The 18,640-nt window shown below is 52.6% G+C and carries 18 protein-coding genes and 1 pseudogene; 11 read left to right on the top strand and 8 right to left on the bottom strand.

The annotated features are described in order from the left end of the window. Positions 1-105: 105 nt before the first annotated feature. The 3 genes from CO251_RS01105 to CO251_RS01095 form a co-directional block, all read right to left on the bottom strand. Complete coding sequence (locus CO251_RS01105) at positions 106-1,212, bottom strand: MFS transporter (protein ID WP_103373979.1); 1,107 nt, start codon at positions 1,210-1,212, stop codon at positions 106-108. Between the two features lie 291 nt (positions 1,213-1,503). Continuing rightward, positions 1,504-2,367: a DNA adenine methylase gene (locus tag CO251_RS01100; RefSeq protein ID WP_103373978.1), complete on the bottom strand. Its 864-nt coding sequence runs from the start codon at positions 2,365-2,367 to the stop codon at positions 1,504-1,506. Positions 2,368-2,574: 207 nt separating this feature from the next. Then, positions 2,575-4,302: a peptide ABC transporter substrate-binding protein gene (locus CO251_RS01095; protein WP_103373977.1), complete on the bottom strand. Its 1,728-nt coding sequence runs from the start codon at positions 4,300-4,302 to the stop codon at positions 2,575-2,577. A gap of 211 nt (positions 4,303-4,513) precedes the next feature. Here CO251_RS01095 and CO251_RS01085 point away from each other — a divergent pair, with 211 nt between their 5' ends. After that, complete coding sequence (locus CO251_RS01085; protein WP_103373975.1) at positions 4,514-5,899, top strand: M17 family metallopeptidase; 1,386 nt, start codon at positions 4,514-4,516, stop codon at positions 5,897-5,899. Here the strand turns inward: CO251_RS01085 and CO251_RS01080 are convergent. Continuing rightward, positions 5,835-7,757, bottom strand: a complete 1,923-nt coding sequence (locus CO251_RS01080; protein ID WP_103373974.1) for an ABC transporter ATP-binding protein — start codon at positions 7,755-7,757, stop codon at positions 5,835-5,837. The genes CO251_RS01085 and CO251_RS01080 overlap by 65 nt on opposite strands. A 112-nt stretch (positions 7,758-7,869) precedes the next feature. On the opposite strand from CO251_RS01080, the gene CO251_RS01075 reads away from it, so the two are divergent. From CO251_RS01075 to CO251_RS17575, 7 genes and pseudogenes are all read left to right on the top strand, one after another. After that, positions 7,870-8,262: a MarR family winged helix-turn-helix transcriptional regulator gene (locus CO251_RS01075; protein ID WP_158246115.1), complete on the top strand. Its 393-nt coding sequence runs from the start codon at positions 7,870-7,872 to the stop codon at positions 8,260-8,262. A 156-nt stretch (positions 8,263-8,418) separates the two neighbouring features. After that, positions 8,419-9,804, top strand: a complete 1,386-nt coding sequence (locus CO251_RS01070; RefSeq protein ID WP_103373972.1) for an MFS transporter — start codon at positions 8,419-8,421, stop codon at positions 9,802-9,804. A 202-nt stretch (positions 9,805-10,006) separates the two neighbouring features. Continuing rightward, a pseudogene (locus CO251_RS17990) lies at positions 10,007-10,320 on the top strand (DUF1778 domain-containing protein). Between the two features lie 201 nt (positions 10,321-10,521). Further along, the gene (locus CO251_RS01060; protein WP_158246113.1) at positions 10,522-10,770 is read left to right on the top strand and encodes a GNAT family N-acetyltransferase; all 249 of its coding nucleotides are present in this window, start codon (positions 10,522-10,524) and stop codon (positions 10,768-10,770) included. 243 nt (positions 10,771-11,013) lie between these two features. Next, positions 11,014-11,763 (top strand): hypothetical protein, encoded by a 750-nt coding sequence (locus tag CO251_RS01055; protein ID WP_103373969.1) that lies wholly within the window; start codon positions 11,014-11,016, stop codon positions 11,761-11,763. Between the two features lie 470 nt (positions 11,764-12,233). Further along, positions 12,234-12,398 (top strand): hypothetical protein, encoded by a 165-nt coding sequence (locus CO251_RS17320; RefSeq protein WP_158246112.1) that lies wholly within the window; start codon positions 12,234-12,236, stop codon positions 12,396-12,398. A gap of 302 nt (positions 12,399-12,700) precedes the next feature. Then, positions 12,701-13,072 carry a hypothetical protein gene (locus tag CO251_RS17575; protein ID WP_207654597.1) on the top strand — a complete coding sequence of 124 codons (372 nt, stop codon included), beginning with the start codon at positions 12,701-12,703 and terminating at the stop codon, positions 13,070-13,072. 253 nt (positions 13,073-13,325) lie between these two features. Here CO251_RS17575 and CO251_RS01045 read toward each other — a convergent pair whose 3' ends face one another. Further along, the gene (locus tag CO251_RS01045) at positions 13,326-13,652 is read right to left on the bottom strand and encodes a hypothetical protein (protein ID WP_103373967.1); all 327 of its coding nucleotides are present in this window, start codon (positions 13,650-13,652) and stop codon (positions 13,326-13,328) included. Between the two features lie 208 nt (positions 13,653-13,860). Continuing rightward, positions 13,861-14,685, bottom strand: coding sequence for an undecaprenyl-diphosphate phosphatase (locus CO251_RS01040; RefSeq protein WP_158246111.1), 825 nt, complete (start codon positions 14,683-14,685; stop codon positions 13,861-13,863). A 258-nt stretch (positions 14,686-14,943) separates the two neighbouring features. Here CO251_RS01040 and CO251_RS01035 point away from each other — a divergent pair, with 258 nt between their 5' ends. Together CO251_RS01035 and CO251_RS01030 are read left to right on the top strand one after the other, a co-directional pair. Continuing rightward, the gene (locus tag CO251_RS01035) at positions 14,944-15,288 is read left to right on the top strand and encodes a hypothetical protein (protein WP_103373965.1); all 345 of its coding nucleotides are present in this window, start codon (positions 14,944-14,946) and stop codon (positions 15,286-15,288) included. 14 nt (positions 15,289-15,302) lie between these two features. After that, a complete protein-coding gene (locus tag CO251_RS01030) occupies positions 15,303-15,860 on the top strand; it encodes a GNAT family N-acetyltransferase (RefSeq protein ID WP_103373964.1) in 558 nt (185 codons plus the stop codon). Between the two features lie 388 nt (positions 15,861-16,248). On the opposite strand, the gene CO251_RS01025 is transcribed toward CO251_RS01030, so the two are convergent. Together CO251_RS01025 and CO251_RS01020 are read right to left on the bottom strand one after the other, a co-directional pair. Beyond that, complete coding sequence (locus tag CO251_RS01025; protein ID WP_242968192.1) at positions 16,249-17,226, bottom strand: tyrosine-protein phosphatase; 978 nt, start codon at positions 17,224-17,226, stop codon at positions 16,249-16,251. A gap of 574 nt (positions 17,227-17,800) precedes the next feature. Next, a complete protein-coding gene (locus CO251_RS01020) occupies positions 17,801-18,103 on the bottom strand; it encodes an MFS transporter (protein WP_103373962.1) in 303 nt (100 codons plus the stop codon). 85 nt (positions 18,104-18,188) lie between these two features. Here CO251_RS01020 and CO251_RS01015 point away from each other — a divergent pair. Continuing rightward, positions 18,189-18,640, top strand: a 452-nt coding sequence (locus CO251_RS01015) for an IS607 family transposase (RefSeq protein ID WP_103373961.1), incomplete at its 3' end; no start/stop codon positions are given.

Genomic DNA, 18,640 nt, shown 5'->3' with positions numbered 1-18,640 from the left:
CGATACCTTCAGCAAAAACTTAACCGATTGTCCGCCACCACGTGGCTCCTAACAGTCCCATACTGGGAACAACAGAGATGAGAACAGCCCCACCGATCGCGGGGCCTAAGGTGTGATGCGCGAGCCATTGCCCGGCCGCCAAAGCACCAAGAGGTCCGGCGGCTTGAAGAAGGGTCCGGATGTGCGTAAGGACCACCGCGCGGTGCTCTTCGGGTATCGCACCGAACCGCAACTGCATGACAAAGATACTGGTTCCTCCAGCCATCGCCGCGTTGACAGTGATCCCCACAAACGCCCACAACGGGTGCCTGATGCCGATCCATAGCCGGCCAGAGCAAGTCCCGCCACGGTTTGCATCAGCCATAGCCTAGTTAAAAGAGGACGTGTGGAACGGCGACGAGGCCAAAACCACGTCCCCACCGTTCCCATTAGGGCACCCAAGCTTTCCAACAGAGCATAAGCCAATGCCGGCGCATGCCATTTGTGCACCATAATTGGTTGCACCACCGTCAAGTCGCCCTCCCCGAAATTGCTTAGCCAAAATACGAGCAGTGGGGCCCAAAGGCGCATATCGGACCGCACCAGTGACCATGGCCGAAAGGAGGCGTGCGCTTCGTGAATGGCTTGGGGAGCACCTTGGGGAGGGAGAAAGAGTACCGCAAGATTCAGACCCGCCAGAAAAAAGATCCCACTAACAATCAAGGCCAGCGTTTTTAGTGGGAACACCATAGCTAGCAACCCACCCGTAAGTGAGCCGCCTACCGCTGAGATATTCCATCCTGTTTGCTCTAACTTCATGGCGAGCGGCAGGTTTGTTTCAGGTAATAGGCGTGGCCATAAGCTAGGCCCACCACTAGTATTGGCAATAAAGGTCAGACCCCATAGGGCGCTTGCCCCATCAATAAACCAAAGATGCCTGAAACCATGCAAGGTGAGCCAAAACGCAAGAGCCGCGTATACGCCAGAGCGCATCCAAAAGTCCGCAACCATCACACGACGAATGCCAAAGCGCTGAAATAACCCAGCCACGATAGGGCCGCCGCCTAAAACGGGAGCTGTCGAGAAAAAGCTTAGCCAACCCAGTTCTTGGGCAACGTGGGCATAAGACGCCAAGGTCCAATAGAGGGCGACTTGAAAAGCATTGCCAGCCCATAAGGACGCGGTGTCACCAATCCAGTAGCGCAAGAACTGGGGATATTGCCTAATAGACATAGCAATCCCCTCATTATGATAGATAGGTTTCTATTTCAGTAAGAGGATTTTAGGGGGGCGTGATACGAAAGGTCGGATTCGCCCATGGTGATATGCGCATGATCGACCCACCTTTCACGACTATGTCTTTCGATTATAGCATGATGGCTACTCCTGCGCTAAAACTTGTAGAGACTATCTGGCTCACTGATGAGACCTAACCCTGCACTCTCTTTTACGAAACACCAGTGTCCGAAATTTCGTGATGAATGGCTATTGGTGGTCAGGCCATACAATTACCAAATGGCCGCGTCAGAGTCTAGAACCAACAGCGTTCGCTGAGGTATCATAGTTCATCACGAGCACTTCATCGATCTTGCCCCGATGCTTTGCATCGGAATTGATAGCCCGGTTTGCACCAATAATCTGCATGGGATAGTCGCGATATAAGTCTTTAATAAAGGCGGTCGCTGAATTGCTTAGCAGCACGTGACAGCCTCGGCGGTTGAGATCATCAAACACCGATTTGAGTCGAATCTGCTGGTTGCGGTCGAACCCTCCGCGATCATATGCCGTGAAAGATGCGGTATCTGAAATGGGATCATAAGGCGGGTCAAGATACACAAAATCTCCTTTTGTGGCACCTTGTAGAGCCTGTTCAAAATCCATATTCGTTAATGAGATGCCGTTTGAGGACAGGTACTGGCTAGTCGCCCGCAATGCGGTCTCATCGATAATAGTTGGATTCTTGTAGTGTCCAAATGGCACATTAAAATGCCCGTGGCTATTGACCCTAAAAAGACCGTTAAAACATGTCTTGTTCAGGAAAATGATGCGGGATGCTCGTTCGACGTCGGTTAACTCCCGATATTGCGCAGTCCGGTCGAGGCCTCTTAATTGGTAGTAATATTCCTTGTCGTTGTGATGCTTGGCCATGTTAGCAATGAGGGCTTCGACGTCATTCGCCACTACGCGGTAGGTGTTGATGAGTTCGCTATTCATGTCGTTGACAACGGCCTGTAATGGCTGAAGATCAAAGAGCACAGCCCCGGCTCCCACAAACGGTTCATAATAGCGGTGAAAGTTCTTTGGATAATAGCGCCGGAGCTCCGGCAACAACTGCCGCTTCCCTCCCGCCCACTTGAGAAACGGCCGTACCATCTTGTTCTTGGACAATGCTTTTCCACCCCATTGGGAACAGCATATAATATTTTTAGGGCCTCGTGGCAAAGAAGCAAGGGGCACGCAATGTTCAGACTTTCACAAGGCGAGACTCTCTTTAGCCCCAATTAGCGCTTAGCCCGTAGCTGGCATAAAGCGTGTCTGCAAAAAAATTCCTGCCACTTATTGGCAGGAATTAGGGACATGAATAGGACGGTCTCCCTATTGGGACAAAGTCCAATAATTCGGAGACAACAAGTCGGAGACCGGGTTGAAGGTCTTGACCGTCCCATGTAAATTCACGGCATGGACGTTAAAGGCGGGAGTCCACGGCATCCACAAGACGGGCAAGTCTTTCGCGGCCCACGCTTGATAGGCATCCAGTCGGCTTTGGGATTGTGCAGCAGAGCCTGGGGCATACGTTTCGGCAATGAGTTGGTTCATTTCGGAACTGGAGTATCCGCCAAAATTAGCACCCGCTCCCGACTTAAATAACCCTCCGCCTGTCGGATAGAAATCGGGCTCATAAGTCCAGCCTCCGCCCCACCACACCATATTCCACTTGGTCGGATCGGTTTGATTAGCCTGCGCAATAATCTGATCAAAGGGTTGTGGTGTGAGGGTGACAGCAATGCCTTCTTTGGCCCATGTGCTCTTAATAAGCTGCACGATGTCAGCGTCGGTATTGCTCCCACTGACGTACGTCAGTGTAAATCGGAGTTGGGTCGAGCCTTTAGTCATCACCCCATTGACCAGTCGCCAACCGTGGGCTTCCAAGAGCTTTTTGCCCTGCTCAGGATTATAGGGGTAAAGCGGATGGCTGAGGGCGGAGTCATAGAATTTTGTTGGTGGTTTAGCAGGGATTGGGCTGTCCTCGACAACCCCGTGACCATGGTAAAAAGCCTTAATGATGCCTTCTTGATTAATCCCCATTTCGAGCGCTTCACGGACATAGCGCTGATTGAAGGCGACACCGAGTCCACCTGGGGCATTCGGATTCAAGTTCGGCTGCAAGTAGTCGAATCCAAAGAGATAGGCGGTATTGAGGACATCGTGGGTCAGCTCTTGTCGGGAGCTCCACAACGATGAAGGTAAGTATCCTAATGTGATTGTCCCCGTCTTTAATCCCTCAAATTCGGCTTGCGGGGAGGTTTCATACTGAAAGATGACTTTGGATAACGAGGAAGGGTGTCCGCCGTAATGCGGATTGGGTACAAATACCCAGTCGTTGTTGGCTTGCATGCTGGCAAATTGATACGGGCCGTCGACGATATGGTAGGGCGCTGCGGTGGGCGAATTGGCCACCGATTTGATATAGGCCAATTCCTGCATAAAGTTTTGGGGATATTTATTCCACACCGCTTCCGGCACGGGCGTAATGGGAGCCAGCCCATTGTGTTCAAACCACACCGGATTGGAAGGGCTTTTCAGGGTGACCACGACGGTTTGGGGATTTAGCGCGACGACACTTTTCCAAAGGGTAGGCACCCCACCCACGCCACTGCCGGCATGAATCCATGGAAGATTCGGCGCTGAGGAACTGGTCGTATCAATGATCTTCCAGGCGAAAACGACATCTTGTGCGGTGATGGGAGTATTGTTTGACCAGCGGTAACGCGAATTAAGATGCAGAGTAAAGACGGTGTCGTTGGAGGACACGTCAATCGATGACACTAACGAATGCGCGAAGTTGATCCCATCGCTCGGCGTAATATCAAGGAGCGGTTTGTACATGAGTCCTTCGAGCTGCATATTGACATCCGAACCATAACCAACCGCGCGCACGGGAAAAAACCAGTTTGGCGAGGTTTGGGGAGCTAATGCGATAACAGCGGTACCGCCATTAGCCGGGGTTGCAGAGTGGGAAGCCGATGAGGTCGCACCGCAACCAGACGCAAGAATTCCGATAAGACCAATAGCCGTGATACGCCAGGAAGCCGATTTGTGCATAGCCACCCTCCTTCTGGTTTGTTTAGATTAGAGGGTAATATACAATATACACATTGGTCTGTCCATAAATTTTTTTGGATTCTGAAAACGGCCCAAAACATTGTGCTGGTGCCTATGCGTCATATTGCCAAGCAATGCGGTAAGATGAAAAGTACCCCAGGATTTTTGCCTAGCAATCCTCCCTGGACATCCCATACCATGAGGTGACTGAATGATGAGGCAATGGACCGTGACTACGCATATCCCAGAAGTTCAACCCCAGGCTTGGATCGTGCCGCACGAGCTCTGGCCTTTATACATAAAGGAAACGGTTTTGGAGGAGGAAGCCCTTCCCTCTATCCCGGAAGGTTCGTTTCTTACGATGCACCTGAACTCTCATCTCGTGCTAGTCGTGCATGCTGCGCCTGTTCGTCAACTGCGACAGAAAGTGTACCGTGAGGCTGCGCAAAACGCGGCGAAAATGGGAGCACAGAGCGTTGGTGTCTGGATTAAAGGCATGGCGAGGGAGTCGCTGCCCTCGGTTATTACCGGATTGGAGCAAGGGTTTTACCGTTACGTGGGCCTGAAATCCGCAGCACCAGTTCAGAGTGTCACGGTGGTGGCCGGAGAGGATCAAGAGTCAGGGCTCGTGCGCCTGGTTCGCATTGCGCAAGCCCAGTCATTAACTCGGGACTGGGTCAACATGCCGCCTAATGAAAAGTCCCCAGAAGATTTAGCTCTGGAATATCAAAAAGACGCCCCGAGCTCAGTGACGTTTCATGCGTATCATGAGCAGGATTTGTTCGAAATGGGCGCTGGGGGCATATTGGCGGTGGGCTCAGGCAGCACCCGGCCTCCTGTACTGCTTGAAGGGCGGTACCACGGGAATGGTGAGGGGCCTTGGCTAGCGCTTGTTGGCAAGGGCATTACCTTTGACAGCGGGGGCATTTCGTTAAAACCCGCCGAAGGCATGGGGCGCTTAAAAGGCGACATGGCTGGATCGGCCGCGGTGATGGCCGCGTTACGCGTCGTAGCAGATCTCGCCCTGCCCATAAACCTGATGGCGTTAGCGCCTTTGGCAGAAAATCTCCCCGGTGGCGGCGCCTACCGGCCAGGGGATGTGTTGACGATGCTTGATAACACGCGCGTGGAGATTATTTCTACGGATGCGGAAGGCCGCTTGGTTCTAGCCGATGCACTCACATTTGCTCGCCAAAACGGCGCGGCCGCGGTCGTCGATATCGCGACATTAACGGGGGCGAACGTGGTGGCGTTGGGCGGCATTCGCGCCGCGCTTATCACCAACGATGCATCGTTGGGACAGTTGGTCGCGCAAGCCGGCGACCAGATGGAAGAACCGGTCTGGGAATTGCCTCATGATCCCGAGTATGCGCACCTGAATGACAGCACGATTGCGGATCTCAAGAATAGCGGAGGGCGTCCAGCGGGTACTGTTTCCGCCGGTCTCTTTATTGGACACTTTGCCAAGGAGACACCGTGGGCGCATTTGGATATCGCGGGTTTGGCGTTTAGTGGACAAGACGGAGCGGGCGCTACGGGTTATGGGGCAGCATTACTGGTGGAATTATGCCGTTTATGGAGTGCTCAGGCGCAGTAACGGTGGAGACGTCCGCAGCGTCGAATTGTTCGTGATAGAGATGGGCGTACAGCCCGTTACGGGCTAACAGCTCTAAGTGACGTCCTTGGTCGACGATTTGACCGTTCTGCACGACAATAATTTGGTCAGCGGCCAAAATGGTTGACAGACGATGGGCAATAGCAATGACCGTCCGGCCGTGAAAGAGGCGGGCGAGCGCGTCTTGAATCAGCCGTTCGGCATGGGAATCTAAAGAGCTTGTGGCTTCGTCTAGCAACAGAACGCGAGGATTTTGTAAAATAGCGCGGGCAATGGCCACGCGCTGTTTTTCTCCGCCCGATAACCGGTACCCGCGCTCTCCGACCACCGTTTGAAGACCTTGGGGTAACTGCGCGACGAGATCTTCTAACTGTGCCGCTTGGACAGCCTCCATGAGCTCGCTTTCGGATGCGGTGGGTTGGCCATAACGAATGTTCTGTTCCAAGGTGGTATGAAACAAGAACAAATCTTGCGTGACTACGGCGATCGTTTGGCGCAGCGTGTCTTCGTTGAAATGGGTCAAGGGTGTGTTTTCTAATAGGACATGGCCTGCTGTGGGATCATAAAAGCGTGCGGCTAAGGACAACAAGGTTGTTTTGCCGGCGCCGCTGGGCCCGACTAATGCGGTCAAGTGTCCGCCGCGGGCGGTGAAGGTAATATCGTGCAATACCTCTTCGCCCTTCGGATAGGAAAAAGAGACGTGTTCGAAGTGAATGCGAATGGGCGAAGACGGGGTTGGTCCTGGGGCGGGCGCCGAGGTAAGCGGCTCAGGGACGGAAATGGGTAAATCGAGAAACTGAAAAATCCGGTCAAATAAGGCAAGCCCTCCGATTAACGTAGTGTTGGATCCGGCTAAGGACGACGCTGGATTAAAGAGCTGGGTTAAATACGTAGCGAAGGCCACAATGGTCCCCAATTGGGTTTGTCCCGCGATGACTAAGTAGCCGCCATATCCATACAACAGAGCTGGACCGACAGCGGACAAGGCTTGCACCACGAATGATAGCCATTGGCCCACGAGATTTTGCTGGATTTGGGCTTGCTTGACCTTTTCACTCAGGGAACGAAAGTGCTGCGCTTCTCGCGCGCGGGTCCCGAAACTTTTCACCACCACGATGCCAGAAAGACTCAGTGTTTCTTCCAGGTGGGCTGTCAACTCGGCGAGCCGATTTTGAGCGGTGGTGATCGCGGTATACGTTTTTTGGCCGTAACTGACGACAGGCAAGGCGAAGACGGGGAGGATGATGGCAGAAACTAGGGCGAGTCGCCAATTAAGGAAAAACATCATGCTCAAGGTGAGGAGTACCGTTAAGCCATTGACAAACAGGCCGGTTAATGTGCGGCTAAGGACTTGCTGCACGGCATTGAGATCGTTAATTAAACGGGAGTGGATCTCCCCGCTGGGGGTATGGGTAAAGAAGTCGATGCCCAAGTGCTGGCCGTGTTCGTAAAGGGCTGTGCGCAAATCGTGGATAACGCTTTGGGAGACAACTGTGTTGAGATAGTTTTGGGCCACGGATACGAGTGCTTTGACCGCAGGGAAAAGCAACAAGGCGGCGGCTAACCACATCAGGAGGGTTAGGTGACGGTGGGCGATGGCGTTATCGATAATCGCACGAATAATCAAGGGCGGAACTAGGGCTAAAACCACGCCTAAGGTCGTCAACGTCATGGCTAACGCCAGCAGCCTATGGTGCGGTTTTAGGACCTTCCATAAACGCTGAACGGTTTCCTTACTTGGCCGCCCCCCACTTTTTAAATATTGTAAGGACTTTCTTTGTTCCCAAACGGAATGTAAAGGTCCTCCGCCACCCCATCCCATACCCGAATGCATCCCCATAGGGCTTTCCTCGCTTTCACTAAATACTTTTATGGGTTAATAGTTTGATGGTATTATCAAATACATGACAACGTCAATCTCACCTCAGGCAGATTCAGAACGGTCGGTTGAAATGCTGTGGGAACTATGGCGCCGGTGGCGTATGCGGTCCAAAACCATTCAGACGGACATTACCTCGGAACAATATCGGTTACTCAAGCACCTGAGCCGGTGCGGCCCGCTGTCGGTTTCTGCGTTAGCCGCGTTTTGGGGTGTCAGTGTTTCGGCCATGAGCATTACCACACAGCGGCTCGAACGCTCAGGCTACGTCACGCGCTTACGTTCGCCCAACGATCAACGCCGTGTCTCTATTACGGTGACGCCCCTAGGAACATCAGCTTGGCAAGAGTGGCATCAAACTCGGGTGCAAGCACTAGCCCAGGTTCTCGAAACGCTTCCTCAAGCAGACCAAACGGATTTGCAGCGGATTTTAAATAAACTCTTGGATACGCCTCAAGAGTTTTAGGCCACAAAACACTAACTTGATCTTAACCTTTTCTTCACATAACCTTCTTAGGGTCTTAATTCCCTCCTCGCATAATGAATTTTGTTTCCAGCTCTTATCACGTGTAGATGGTTCTCACACTCCAATGGATCGTCAAACTCTTTTGAGGAGGACTTTATGTCATCAAAAACGGTAACACAAACATTAAATGAAGCGCCTTTAGGTCTATTCCATTTGCGTGCCGTACTGACCGCTGGGATGGGGTTTTTTACAGACGCCTACGACCTCTTTATTATTGGTGCGGCTCTTGTCCTGATTAAAGCGCAGTGGCATCCCTCATCGGCCATGATTGGATTGCTGGGATCGACCGCCCTAATTGCCGCATTTGCCGGGGCGTTTATTTTTGGGCGATTAGCCGACGTCTTTGGCCGCAAGTCAATTTATGGGTTAGAAGCGGCGATTATGGCCATTGGTGCTATTTTGTCCGCCTTTTCTCCCAACGTGCTTTGGCTTCTGATATTCCGGTTTATCATGGGGCTGGGTATCGGTGGCGACTATCCGATGTCGGCCGTTTTAATGAGTGAATTTGCTAACACCAAAGACCGCGGCAAATTAGTCAGCTTGGTGTTCTCAATGCAGGCTCTCGGCTTGATTACGGGACCGATTGTGGCCCTAACCCTTTTGAGTTCAGGTATTAACCCGGATATTGCATGGCGCTTAATGTTGGGCTTAGGCGCTATTCCCGCTACGGCTGTCATTCTCTTGCGTCGGCGGATGCCCGAATCGCCCCGGTATTTAGCCCAAGTGCGCGGTGCGGACAAACAGGCCGCCTTGGGACTCAAGAATTTCGCAGGCAACGAAGTCGGCATTGTCGATGAAAAGGAACCCACACGTAAGTTGTCGTTGAAGGAGATGTTATCGCAAGGACGATATTGGCGCTTGCTGTTGGGTACCGCAGGTAGTTGGGCGTTGTTTGACTACGCCTACTACGGAAACTCGATATCGCTTCCGTTGGTGATTAAAAGTGTAGCTCCTCATGCGACGGATGTGACGAGTATTGCCTGGTCCCTTATCATCTTTGCCGTGGCGGCTGTACCCGGTTATATCTTAGCCTTTATGACGATTGACAAGATTGGCCATCGCCGCTTGCAATGGTTGGGATTCTTAATCATGGGTGCGGCGTTTGGAGTCATCGGTATTGTACCCAACTTGACGCATGATATTCTTCCGTTCCTTCTGATCTTTGGGATCAGCTATTTCTTTGCCGAATTTGGCCCGAACACCACGACCTTTGTCTTGTCCGCCGAAGTCTATCCCACCAGTGTCCGGGCCACAGGACATGGTTTCTCGGCAGGCGTCGCAAAATTCGGGGCGTTTATTGGAGTGTTTGCCTTCCCCTTATTGGTGAAAGCGTTGGGCCTTAACGGAACGTTGACGATAACCTTCGTGTTTGCCATCGTTGGGGTTTTGCTGACCTTATTATTACCCGAACCGTCTGGTCGGTCGCTCGAAGACATCAGCCCAGTGGATCAGACCCCTACGTATAGTAAAACCGGATCCTGAAATATTTTAAAGTAAGGCCGATGCCCTAAAAACACAGGCACCTCACATAGGTGCTTGTGTTTTTGCTTTGTACCAATTGAGAGGATGGTATGTCGACCAGGAGATGACCGAATTTTTGAGACTAAAATCAATTCAACAAAACACATTATTTATCCCTTAAGAAATGGGAACTTTTTCTAAATTTTTGTAGTGTACCAGGTAAATCATAAAATCACTCTTTGATTCTTTATCATCCAACATCGCCAACCGGACGGCCCGTTTAGAAGCTCGTCTTCGGCCCGAAGATAAGCAGTTGATCGAAACAGCGGCCGCTATGGAAGGTTTGAGTCTTTCGGATTTTGTGCTCGTAGCCGTCAAACATCATGCCAAGACCTCTTGGCGCGGCATCATCACATCCAACTGAGCGAGATGGTGAGCCGACAATTTACCGAAATGCTGCTGGATCAAACTGCGCGTTCCCCGCAAGCTCTGGGTGACGCGATGAGACGTCACGACGAAATGATTGAGTCGGATTAGTCACCTATGCCAGCGACGTATCGCATGGAAAAATTGCGACGAGATAGCATCATCGCGCGTCGTTTTCCTCTGGAACATGAAACGTGGCGTATCTGTCGTGTACGTGTTAATCGATGAGATACAGCCTTTAGAGGTGATCGGATTTTATACCCTATCAGCTGCGACGATAGAACTAGTCACCTGCCGACGCAATGGATTAAATTGTATCCCAAATATCCCTTAGTTCCAGTCGCCTTATTGGGACGATTAGGGATCTCGACGACCATTCAAGGGCAAGGAATCGGCTCCGCTTTAGTGGCTGATGCTCTGAAGCGCGCCGAACGTCTCCAGGCGGACATCGGATTAGCTGGAGTGCTAGTCCAAGCCAAGACTGTCCACCTCATCCCCTTTTACGAACGGCTCGGCTTTGGTCGACTCGGGCAGTCGTTGGATCTCTTCATTCCGATGTAGCTAATTCGGAAAGCGATAACCGCAGAGATGGAAATTTTGGCTTTGGCGCATTAAATGGTATCCTGGCTAAGGGTCTAACTCAACTTGGTGCCGAGCAGCCTATGGCTAGTTATGCCTCCAGCATTTTCATCGGACGTTATGCCCTAGCCACCGCTCCGTGGACGTTGCCCGTGTCGTCCTGGCTCCATGACATTACGACGGGTTTTCCCACAACATCCGGCTTCAAATATGGAGGGTAGAATAATGAGCGAGCCTGTTGTGTCGGCAATCGTTTGGGCAGGGATCATAGTCCTGTTGGCGGGTCCTGTGATCTGGACTTTGCACCGGACTTTTCGTATTGTGCGCGAACGCAGTCCATGGCCGTTTGGTGGCACGGGACCTCATTGGGGCATTGGGCGGTGGATGACGGATTCGGTGTTTGGGGCCGCCGGCTTTGGCTTTATGGTGGGTCTCTTGGGTATCTTTGTTCTGTATGCGATCGCCTTGCTCCTCGTCGTGTTGTTTGGCGCGCAAAAGGCGTTTGCTCATGTATGGGGCCAAACCGTCGGTCAAACATCTCAATTTATCTTCACGATCGGCTTAGGTCCGATAGTGGGGGTGATATTTTCCTTAGTGGTCTTGGTTCTCTGGAAACATCGCCGCCAATGGGAGACCGGACTCTTGGAGGACTGGATGATCGTCCCGTATGCGACGCGGGCGGCCAAACCAGGGGTCTGGATGGGCCGTATCCGCCGTCCCTCGGGCGATCTCGTCACGGTCTTGAGCGAAATCACGGGCGTGCCCCCCGTGCCCGACAAAACCACCCGATGGAGCCAGTGCGACGCGGATCTCCCGGTCAATACCCCACAAAAAGTCATTCCTCCGGTGCCCGTCATGTGGTATTGGGCGCCGACCCTCTCCCCCTTTGTTGTGCGGTGGTCACGGCAATTTAGCAAAAAGCAGCGCCACTATGCGAACTCGATCGATTCTCACATGACGGGTGCGGTCAAATAAATTCGCCGCAAACGCCCACCAACTCGTCCGAGGTTATTTTATAGTTTCGGCAAAACCCGTACTTTGGCATGTTTCTATCGAAACGCCGCGGCGACTGCCCACTAACTCTAGCCCGTGTGCCGTTACGCGATGCGTCCTGTGAGGGCCGATTGTCCGGGCCAGTGAATGTGCAGACGGCACATTCCTGGGAACTATACACGGGTGGAACTGGTAGTGCGCCGCCTTGCGATAGGCTTTCTTTTGGTTTTGGGCGCCTGTCTTTGCGCCGGGCTGCCCGCCGCTGCCATGTTTTACGCTGTCGTCGGGCCTTCTTAATCCGCTCCTTTTGCACTCTGGAGATCGAACACTTGCCCTCGGACGTCGTCAGGCAGGTTTTCAGCACGTGAATCTCTTGGGGAATGCTTTTCGACACCTAATATTCGTGATATTTCGCAAAAAGATACCGGATAGCTGTGGCGAAGTATTTCTCTATGATGACGATTTCTGAACCGACAAGCCGCGTCGTCGGTTTCGCTCCTCTTGTTCGTGCGCTGGCCGATCATATTGAACTCATAGACCTCTTGAACCGTCTGCTGGTGTGGGACCCGGCGCGGACCCGGATTTCTCCGGCGGAACGGCTTTTTGTCATGATCTGAGACCTGTTGATGGGTAAGATGCCGCTGTATCGGGTCGCGGATCGCCTCATGGAGACGGATGTGCCCTTGTTGTTGGGGGGCGCGGCCGATGATCGTTTCGGGCGCGCGTTAGACAAGCTCGCCGCGGCGGATACATCAAGACCACTTAGCCCAAGGCCTCCAACCGTTCTGGGGTCTTGAGAAACAGCGCGTTGATGAACAACGGATCGTTCATAAAATGGAACGTTCGATCACATAGGACCTGCCCTTTATATTCCTGCAGGACCGCGCGGGCATCCCAGGTCTCCTGTGGAAGCAAGAAGGTGTTCGCAGCCGTGGCGGCTCATGCGTTTGCTCGCGAGCACATTCGACGGCAGCGTCTGCATTGGGACAGCACCTCGAAAAGCCTCTATGGAAGCTATCCGGAGGCGGAAGAGGCGGTGGGGGACGCTTCGCCTGAAGTCGCCGATAGGGCGCCGTGCGATGTCCGTCAGGCACCGCCCGCGGTACCGCAATGGGGTTATTCCAAGGACCCTCGGCCCGCACAGGCCGCGTTTGTCTGTCAACGCTGTGGACAAACCGATAATGCGGACCATAATGCGGCTGCGGTGATCGCGACGCGGGGTATCATAAAGGTTCTTTCTGGAGATCCGATGACCAAGCCTCACAAAACCATGAGATTTTTCGGACACTAGGGCCGGAACGGTCTAAAGTCACGTCTGGGGAGATTGCACAAGACGCAGCAGACTCACAGTCTCCTGTGCAGCGGTCGGCGAACCAGAAAGCGAAGGGGCCTACCCCGGAACCCCCCGCCTCGGCGTAGCCAGGCGGCGGGAGATTTAATCGGATCGTTGGTGTGGATTTCTTGTGGATTAGGTGGCGGCTCCTACTTCTAACAATAGCCGTATCGGCCCAGAATCTTTTAAGGTGGCAATTACGCATGCGGTATCATGAGGGTCGTTTCTCGGCGCGTCCGCCAAATTCTTCTGCGAGCCGGCTAGCCACCGCCTCAATAATAGCCGCATTCCAATCAGCGCGCCGATTATCGTGCATGTCAATCCAAACGCTCTGGCGCCTAGGCCATACCGTGACTTCTAAGAGGCCCGGCTGTTTTGGATACGCTAAATGGCAGTGAATGGAGCCTTTTTTGGAGAGCAGCGTGGTTTCTTCTTTGACCACCAAGTCAAATTCTTGTGCTAGGTTCCGAATAGTGGTGAGCACCCAGCTTTCGGTCCACGAGGGACAATGGATGTCGGTGACGTCGTATGTAACCATCGGCTTTCTCCTTCCTAGGCTTTTTCCATCACATTCATTGTGGGCCCAAAGGCGCAATGGTGTCAGTACGTACCCATAACCAGGCCATGGCCAAGGTTCTGCTCCGTTTTTCAAAAGCTGTCCATCTTGGGAAGAAAAAGGTTGAGATGTAAAAAGGGAGCGCTCCAGGCGCTCCCCTCTTGACGGGTGATTCGCAGGTCTTTGTGTGTTAATGAACAAGAATAATGCCAATAATACCCACGGCCATGGAAATGATGGCGAGGCGAAAGAGATTGTGGACTTGAAAATACCGCAAGAGGAAGCGGGCCGACAACCAAGCGGTAATGCCGGCGATAACGCCGCCAAACAGCGCGGGAATCATGAGACTGTGAGTACCCGAGTGCAGTTTGGGTAATTCAACCAAAGCGGCCGCGAAGATAATCGGCGTAGCCAGCAAAAAGCTGAAGTGGGCGGCATCTTCAAACGATAGACCTTGCCCCACCGCCCCTGTCATGGTAGATCCCGACCGAGACATGCCCGGGATTAAGGCCAGGATTTGAAAGAGGCCGATTTTGACAGCGGTGCCCATGCTCATTTGAGACATCGGCAAGGGGTGCCTGCGATATTTTTTGTGCCAGGCATCTCCTAGCAACATGAGCAAGCCGTTGACGACCAGAAATATGGCGGCCATGAGGGGCTTTGAAAACAAATGAGCCAAGGGGTGCTTGAGGGCCAGTCCCACCAAACCTACGGGAATGGTGGCCCAAATCAACATCCAGGCCATACGCCCATCCGGGGTGTGTTGGCCTTTTAGCCAGAGAAACCATCCACGAACCACGGCGATCCATTCGTGGCGAAAGAGTAACAGCAAGGCAACGGCGGTGCCAAGGTGCAACGCGACAAGAAATGGTAGGTAGCGGGCCCCTTGGGTTGGCACATTCAAGTGAACGATATGAGGCAAGATGACCAACAGGCCTAAGCTGGAAAAAGGAAAAAGTTCTGCAAATCCTTGAATAATCCCTAACAATGCCGCACTGCCCAAAGGCACGTTCATCGACTCCTTTGCCTTGTTGCCTGCGCGACAAGGACATAATTTGACATACAGTCCTATCATACCCGAAGAATATGAAATACGGATAAATACGCGGTTAAGGTTTTTCAGCCCCCTATGGCGTGTGTGGTGCCTTTATTTTTCTTGGATCCAGCGATGTCTTTCTCCCTCACAACGGCGTCATGATATGCTCTTCTCAGATGGAATAACATGGGCCGTTGGACGCGCGACATTTCAAGAGGAAAGAGGAGGCTTTCGAACGTGGGCGTGAATAAACAAGAAATTCTCGCGATTTTGCAGGCCAACCGCGCCTTGGGGCCGGATTACGATGAGCACACGGCAGACCAGATTCTTGACTTAATCACGCAGAAGTCGCCTGAGACTCCAGAGGATGTGGCCGCCTATCTTGCCCAGCTATCGCCGCACGACCAACGGCTCATTCTTAGGCGATTTCGCAAAAACCAGGGGTCAGGTTCTGTGGCGGGTCTGTTTGTGTTGTCTATTCCGCTGATGGCGATTGCGGGCGGGGTGGCCCATTCGGCGGGCGTTTTTGCCGTCGTGCTGCTCGATGCTGTCGCGGTGATTGCGTCGGCACTCAAACGCTAGAGAGAGGTGTGTCGATGAACCTAGAAGCCGATTTGGACCATGGCGTCTACCTGCGCTTGCTCACGCCGGATGATGCGGGTCGGCGCGCACAATTTCTTCAAAAGAATGCGGCCTTTTTAACACCTTTTATGCCCCCCTTAGATGCGAGGCTGTTTGAGGTCAAGACGCAGCAGGCTCTTTTAACACAATTTAGTCAAGAACAGTCTCAGGGTCTGCGCTATCCTTGGGGAATTTTCTCACAGAACAATGACCTTATCGGTTGGGTTAACCTCAACAACGTAGTGCGAGGCGCCTTTTACAGTGCCGATATTGGGTATGTGATGGATGGGGAATGGACCCGCAAGGGCATCATGACCAGGGCCGTCGGCACCGTGGTTCGCATGGCTTTTGAGAGAATTGGTCTGCACCGCGTTCAAGCGGCAATCATGCCGGGCAATTATGCGTCTATCGGGGTCATTACGCGAAATCGCTTCGTGTTTATTGGCCTAGCCCAAGAGTATTTGTACATTAACGGCCAGTGGCAAGATCATCAGTTATATGCGCGCATTAATTCGCAGTGGACGCCCGTATAAGCGACAATCCTTGCGCCAGTGATTCGGGAAAAGGGACCTAATGACGATATCCTTCCCGCTTATGCAGGGTACGCCATCACGAGACCGCTGGCCGACTAGCTCTGGTTAGGCAGGGGTGGTATCTCATCACCGCTGGGATAGAAGGTACCAACAAAGAGGCCTCGGTCCGATTATTGCAACGGTTTGGGTTTTATCTCGGTGGGGTTCTACCAGAACATTATGGGATGACAAAAGGGAGTCGAGGCCTCAGTACACTTCTCCCTGCTAGGCCGAGTGGAGTCGCAAGCCCCGAATGAGCGTGGCGGACTCCGACCGGGCCGATGTGGGAAAGTAATCGCGCCTGTGGTTTTTTGGTTCTACCAATCTCCGTGCATCGGGCTCTCTTCTCTCAGGAGACGAGATATTTGTGTTGCAGCGCATCTTTCCAATCTTTTTCCAGACCTAAGCCGTGTGTAAAAAACCGGTTCAAATCTCCATACTCGTTTAAAATCACATGAATTGCAGCACGGAGATTTTCGGGATAGGCGCGGGCCATGGGCCATAGCGGATGAGTAGGACCGACCGTCTTGTCTTGAGTTGCCACTAAGGTGGCTAGTTGGGCACTAAATTGATTGGATATCAGAAAATCTTCCACAATAAGATCCCACGGAATATCTAAGGCCCATAACAGCAAGGCCGCGGTGACGCCTGTACGGTCTTTGCCTGCCGTGCAATGAAAGAGCACGGCACCCGATTCGTTATCCAGCAGGGTACGGAAAAAGGCAGTGTAAGACTCTAAGGACGTGGGGAAGGCTTCATAGCTCTCCCTTAATAGCGCTTGTGCTGTCTCTTGATCAATATGACCAGGTACGGACGACGTCTCGCGTAATTTTAGGGGCAGATGAGAAAGAGTGGGCACGAGATGAGCGGGTGTGGGATCTGTCTGCAATTCGTGGGCGCTGCGCAAATCACAAACGACTTGAATGCCAAGTTGGCGGATGTAGGCCTGATCCCTTGATGTTAGCCCACTTAGCTTGCCAGAACGGTACAGGGTGCCCCACCGGACCATTTGCCCTTGGGGATTGCGGTAGCCGCCCAAATCCCGAAAATTAATTCCCCCTTCTAATGGCACAATCCGGTCGGAAAAGGTCTCGATGTGGTCACCATGGTGCAGATGCACGTAATGGCGCATGCTTTGACTAAGGCGAATGGTCAGCACGCCATGATCCTTCCAGGGCAAAGGCTCTAACTGTGAAAAGTCCAGGACTCTGGGGTCTGGTTCTGTGCTGACGTACACGGTGGGCCATGCCACAGGTTCGGATAAGGCCGTGATGTGCCAGCCATGATCTTCGAAGCGTTCAATACGGTATCGAGCCGTTTCTATCATCAAATACTGCATCTCCTTTGTCACAGCGTGGATGTGTAGCCGGCTTTCCATCTTTCTTTTCGCGTATTGCAGAGGGTAAGCGTGACGCATGATGATGAAGAATTCAGTGCCACTGTATCAGCCCAATGTTATCGCCATGCGAAGGCGTTGTTAATGTTTTATAAACGTTGTAAGAGGAGTGAGTGTTTCTCCGTAATGTGAGGACTTCAAAGAAAAATGAGGGACCACGGTAGCGTCTTGTAAAGCTGCAAAATGCCGACGAGGACAGCTCAAGGAATTGGGGATAATTTGAGCTGGTGCCTGTGCATTTGTTCACAAGTTGTGGATAATCTGGTGAAAATACGTGAATAGTGTCGTCGAATTTGTCGGCTGAACACTAAATATGGCGGAAAATCTTTAAGCAATCCACAAGTAATCCACAAAATCCAGAAATCTGTGGATTAAATCTTAATAACCAGGGGGGACATCTGAGGATAAATTGGGGTGCAAAACGAGGGTGCCGGAGGGATTTTGGCGTGTAAACGAAAGGGCTGCTCTCCTAAAGAGCAGCCCGTAGAAGTGCCTGAGGATTCCCTTAGGCATCGTGTTGGGAGGCATAGGCCAAGGACGCGTCTCCGCCTAATGACTCGCGGGCTGTGTCTTCCAAACTGGCTTGTTTGGTTTCGGGAATGCCCCAGGCGGTCAGCAATGCGGCAATGACGGTAAGAGCGGCTAAGAAGCCCACGGCAAAGTTTTGTCCGTACAGTTTGAATAGCACGGGAAATACGAGGGATGTGAGCGTGGCGCCGATGCGGCCAGATGCCACGGTGATGGCTTGCACGAGACTTCGCACCCGCGTCGGAGCAAGTTCTACGCCAAAAATTCCGGCGGTGCTCACTGAGCCAGGGCCCATGGACCCTGTAAGGGTTTTAACCGTTTCATAAATCTTTACCTATAGTTATCCATGGTTGTATAATTTAGGTATGAACCGGACACTTGTGGGCATTCGTGAAGCCGCCGAATTTTTAGGCGTGACGCCCTCGACGTTACGTCGATGGGAGCATGAAGGTAAACTGATACCCGATGAACGTACCGCGGGTGGGTATCGTCGTTACGACTTAGCGCGCTTGCGTCCTGATCAGTTTCATCACCACGGGACGCCTCGCCAAACCGTCGCCTATGCGCGGGTGTCGCGCCACGACCAGAAAGAGGATCTGGAGCGCCAAAAGCAGGTACTCGAACTCTACTGTGCCCGCCAAGGCTGGACCTTTGCGGTGATAGCCGACTTCGGGTCGGGGATGAACTACCACAACAAGGGCCTCAAACGCCTGCTCAATGACATCATGGCCGACCGGGTTGGTCGGCTGGTCGTGACCCACAAGGATCGTCTCTTACGCTTGGGGGCGGAGCTCGTCTTTGCGATCTGCGAAGCCAA

The sequence above is a fragment of the Sulfobacillus sp. hq2 genome (assembly GCF_002903155.1).
GTDB lineage: Bacteria > Bacillota > Sulfobacillia > Sulfobacillales > Sulfobacillaceae > Sulfobacillus > Sulfobacillus thermotolerans.
This window is presented reverse-complemented; position numbering and strand designations above follow the sequence as displayed.

Excerpts from the sequence above, each read along its gene's own strand:
- CO251_RS01030 (WP_103373964.1), top strand. The coding sequence starts at position 15,303 with ATGAACCTAGAAGCCGATTTGGACCATGGCGTCTACCTGCGCTTGCTC.
- CO251_RS01080 (WP_103373974.1), bottom strand. The coding sequence starts at position 7,757 with ATGGGGATGCATTCGGGTATGGGATGGGGTGGCGGAGGACCTTTACAT.
- CO251_RS01055 (WP_103373969.1), top strand. The coding sequence starts at position 11,014 with ATGAGCGAGCCTGTTGTGTCGGCAATCGTTTGGGCAGGGATCATAGTC.
- CO251_RS01025 (WP_242968192.1), bottom strand. The coding sequence starts at position 17,226 with ATGATAGAAACGGCTCGATACCGTATTGAACGCTTCGAAGATCATGGC.
- CO251_RS01085 (WP_103373975.1), top strand. The coding sequence starts at position 4,514 with ATGATGAGGCAATGGACCGTGACTACGCATATCCCAGAAGTTCAACCC.
- CO251_RS01040 (WP_158246111.1), bottom strand. The coding sequence starts at position 14,685 with ATGAACGTGCCTTTGGGCAGTGCGGCATTGTTAGGGATTATTCAAGGA.
- CO251_RS17320 (WP_158246112.1), top strand. The coding sequence starts at position 12,234 with ATGATGACGATTTCTGAACCGACAAGCCGCGTCGTCGGTTTCGCTCCT.
- CO251_RS01095 (WP_103373977.1), bottom strand. The coding sequence starts at position 4,302 with ATGCACAAATCGGCTTCCTGGCGTATCACGGCTATTGGTCTTATCGGA.
- CO251_RS01045 (WP_103373967.1), bottom strand. The coding sequence starts at position 13,652 with ATGGTTACATACGACGTCACCGACATCCATTGTCCCTCGTGGACCGAA.
- CO251_RS01070 (WP_103373972.1), top strand. The coding sequence starts at position 8,419 with ATGTCATCAAAAACGGTAACACAAACATTAAATGAAGCGCCTTTAGGT.
- CO251_RS01105 (WP_103373979.1), bottom strand. The coding sequence starts at position 1,212 with ATGTCTATTAGGCAATATCCCCAGTTCTTGCGCTACTGGATTGGTGAC.
- CO251_RS01075 (WP_158246115.1), top strand. The coding sequence starts at position 7,870 with ATGCTGTGGGAACTATGGCGCCGGTGGCGTATGCGGTCCAAAACCATT.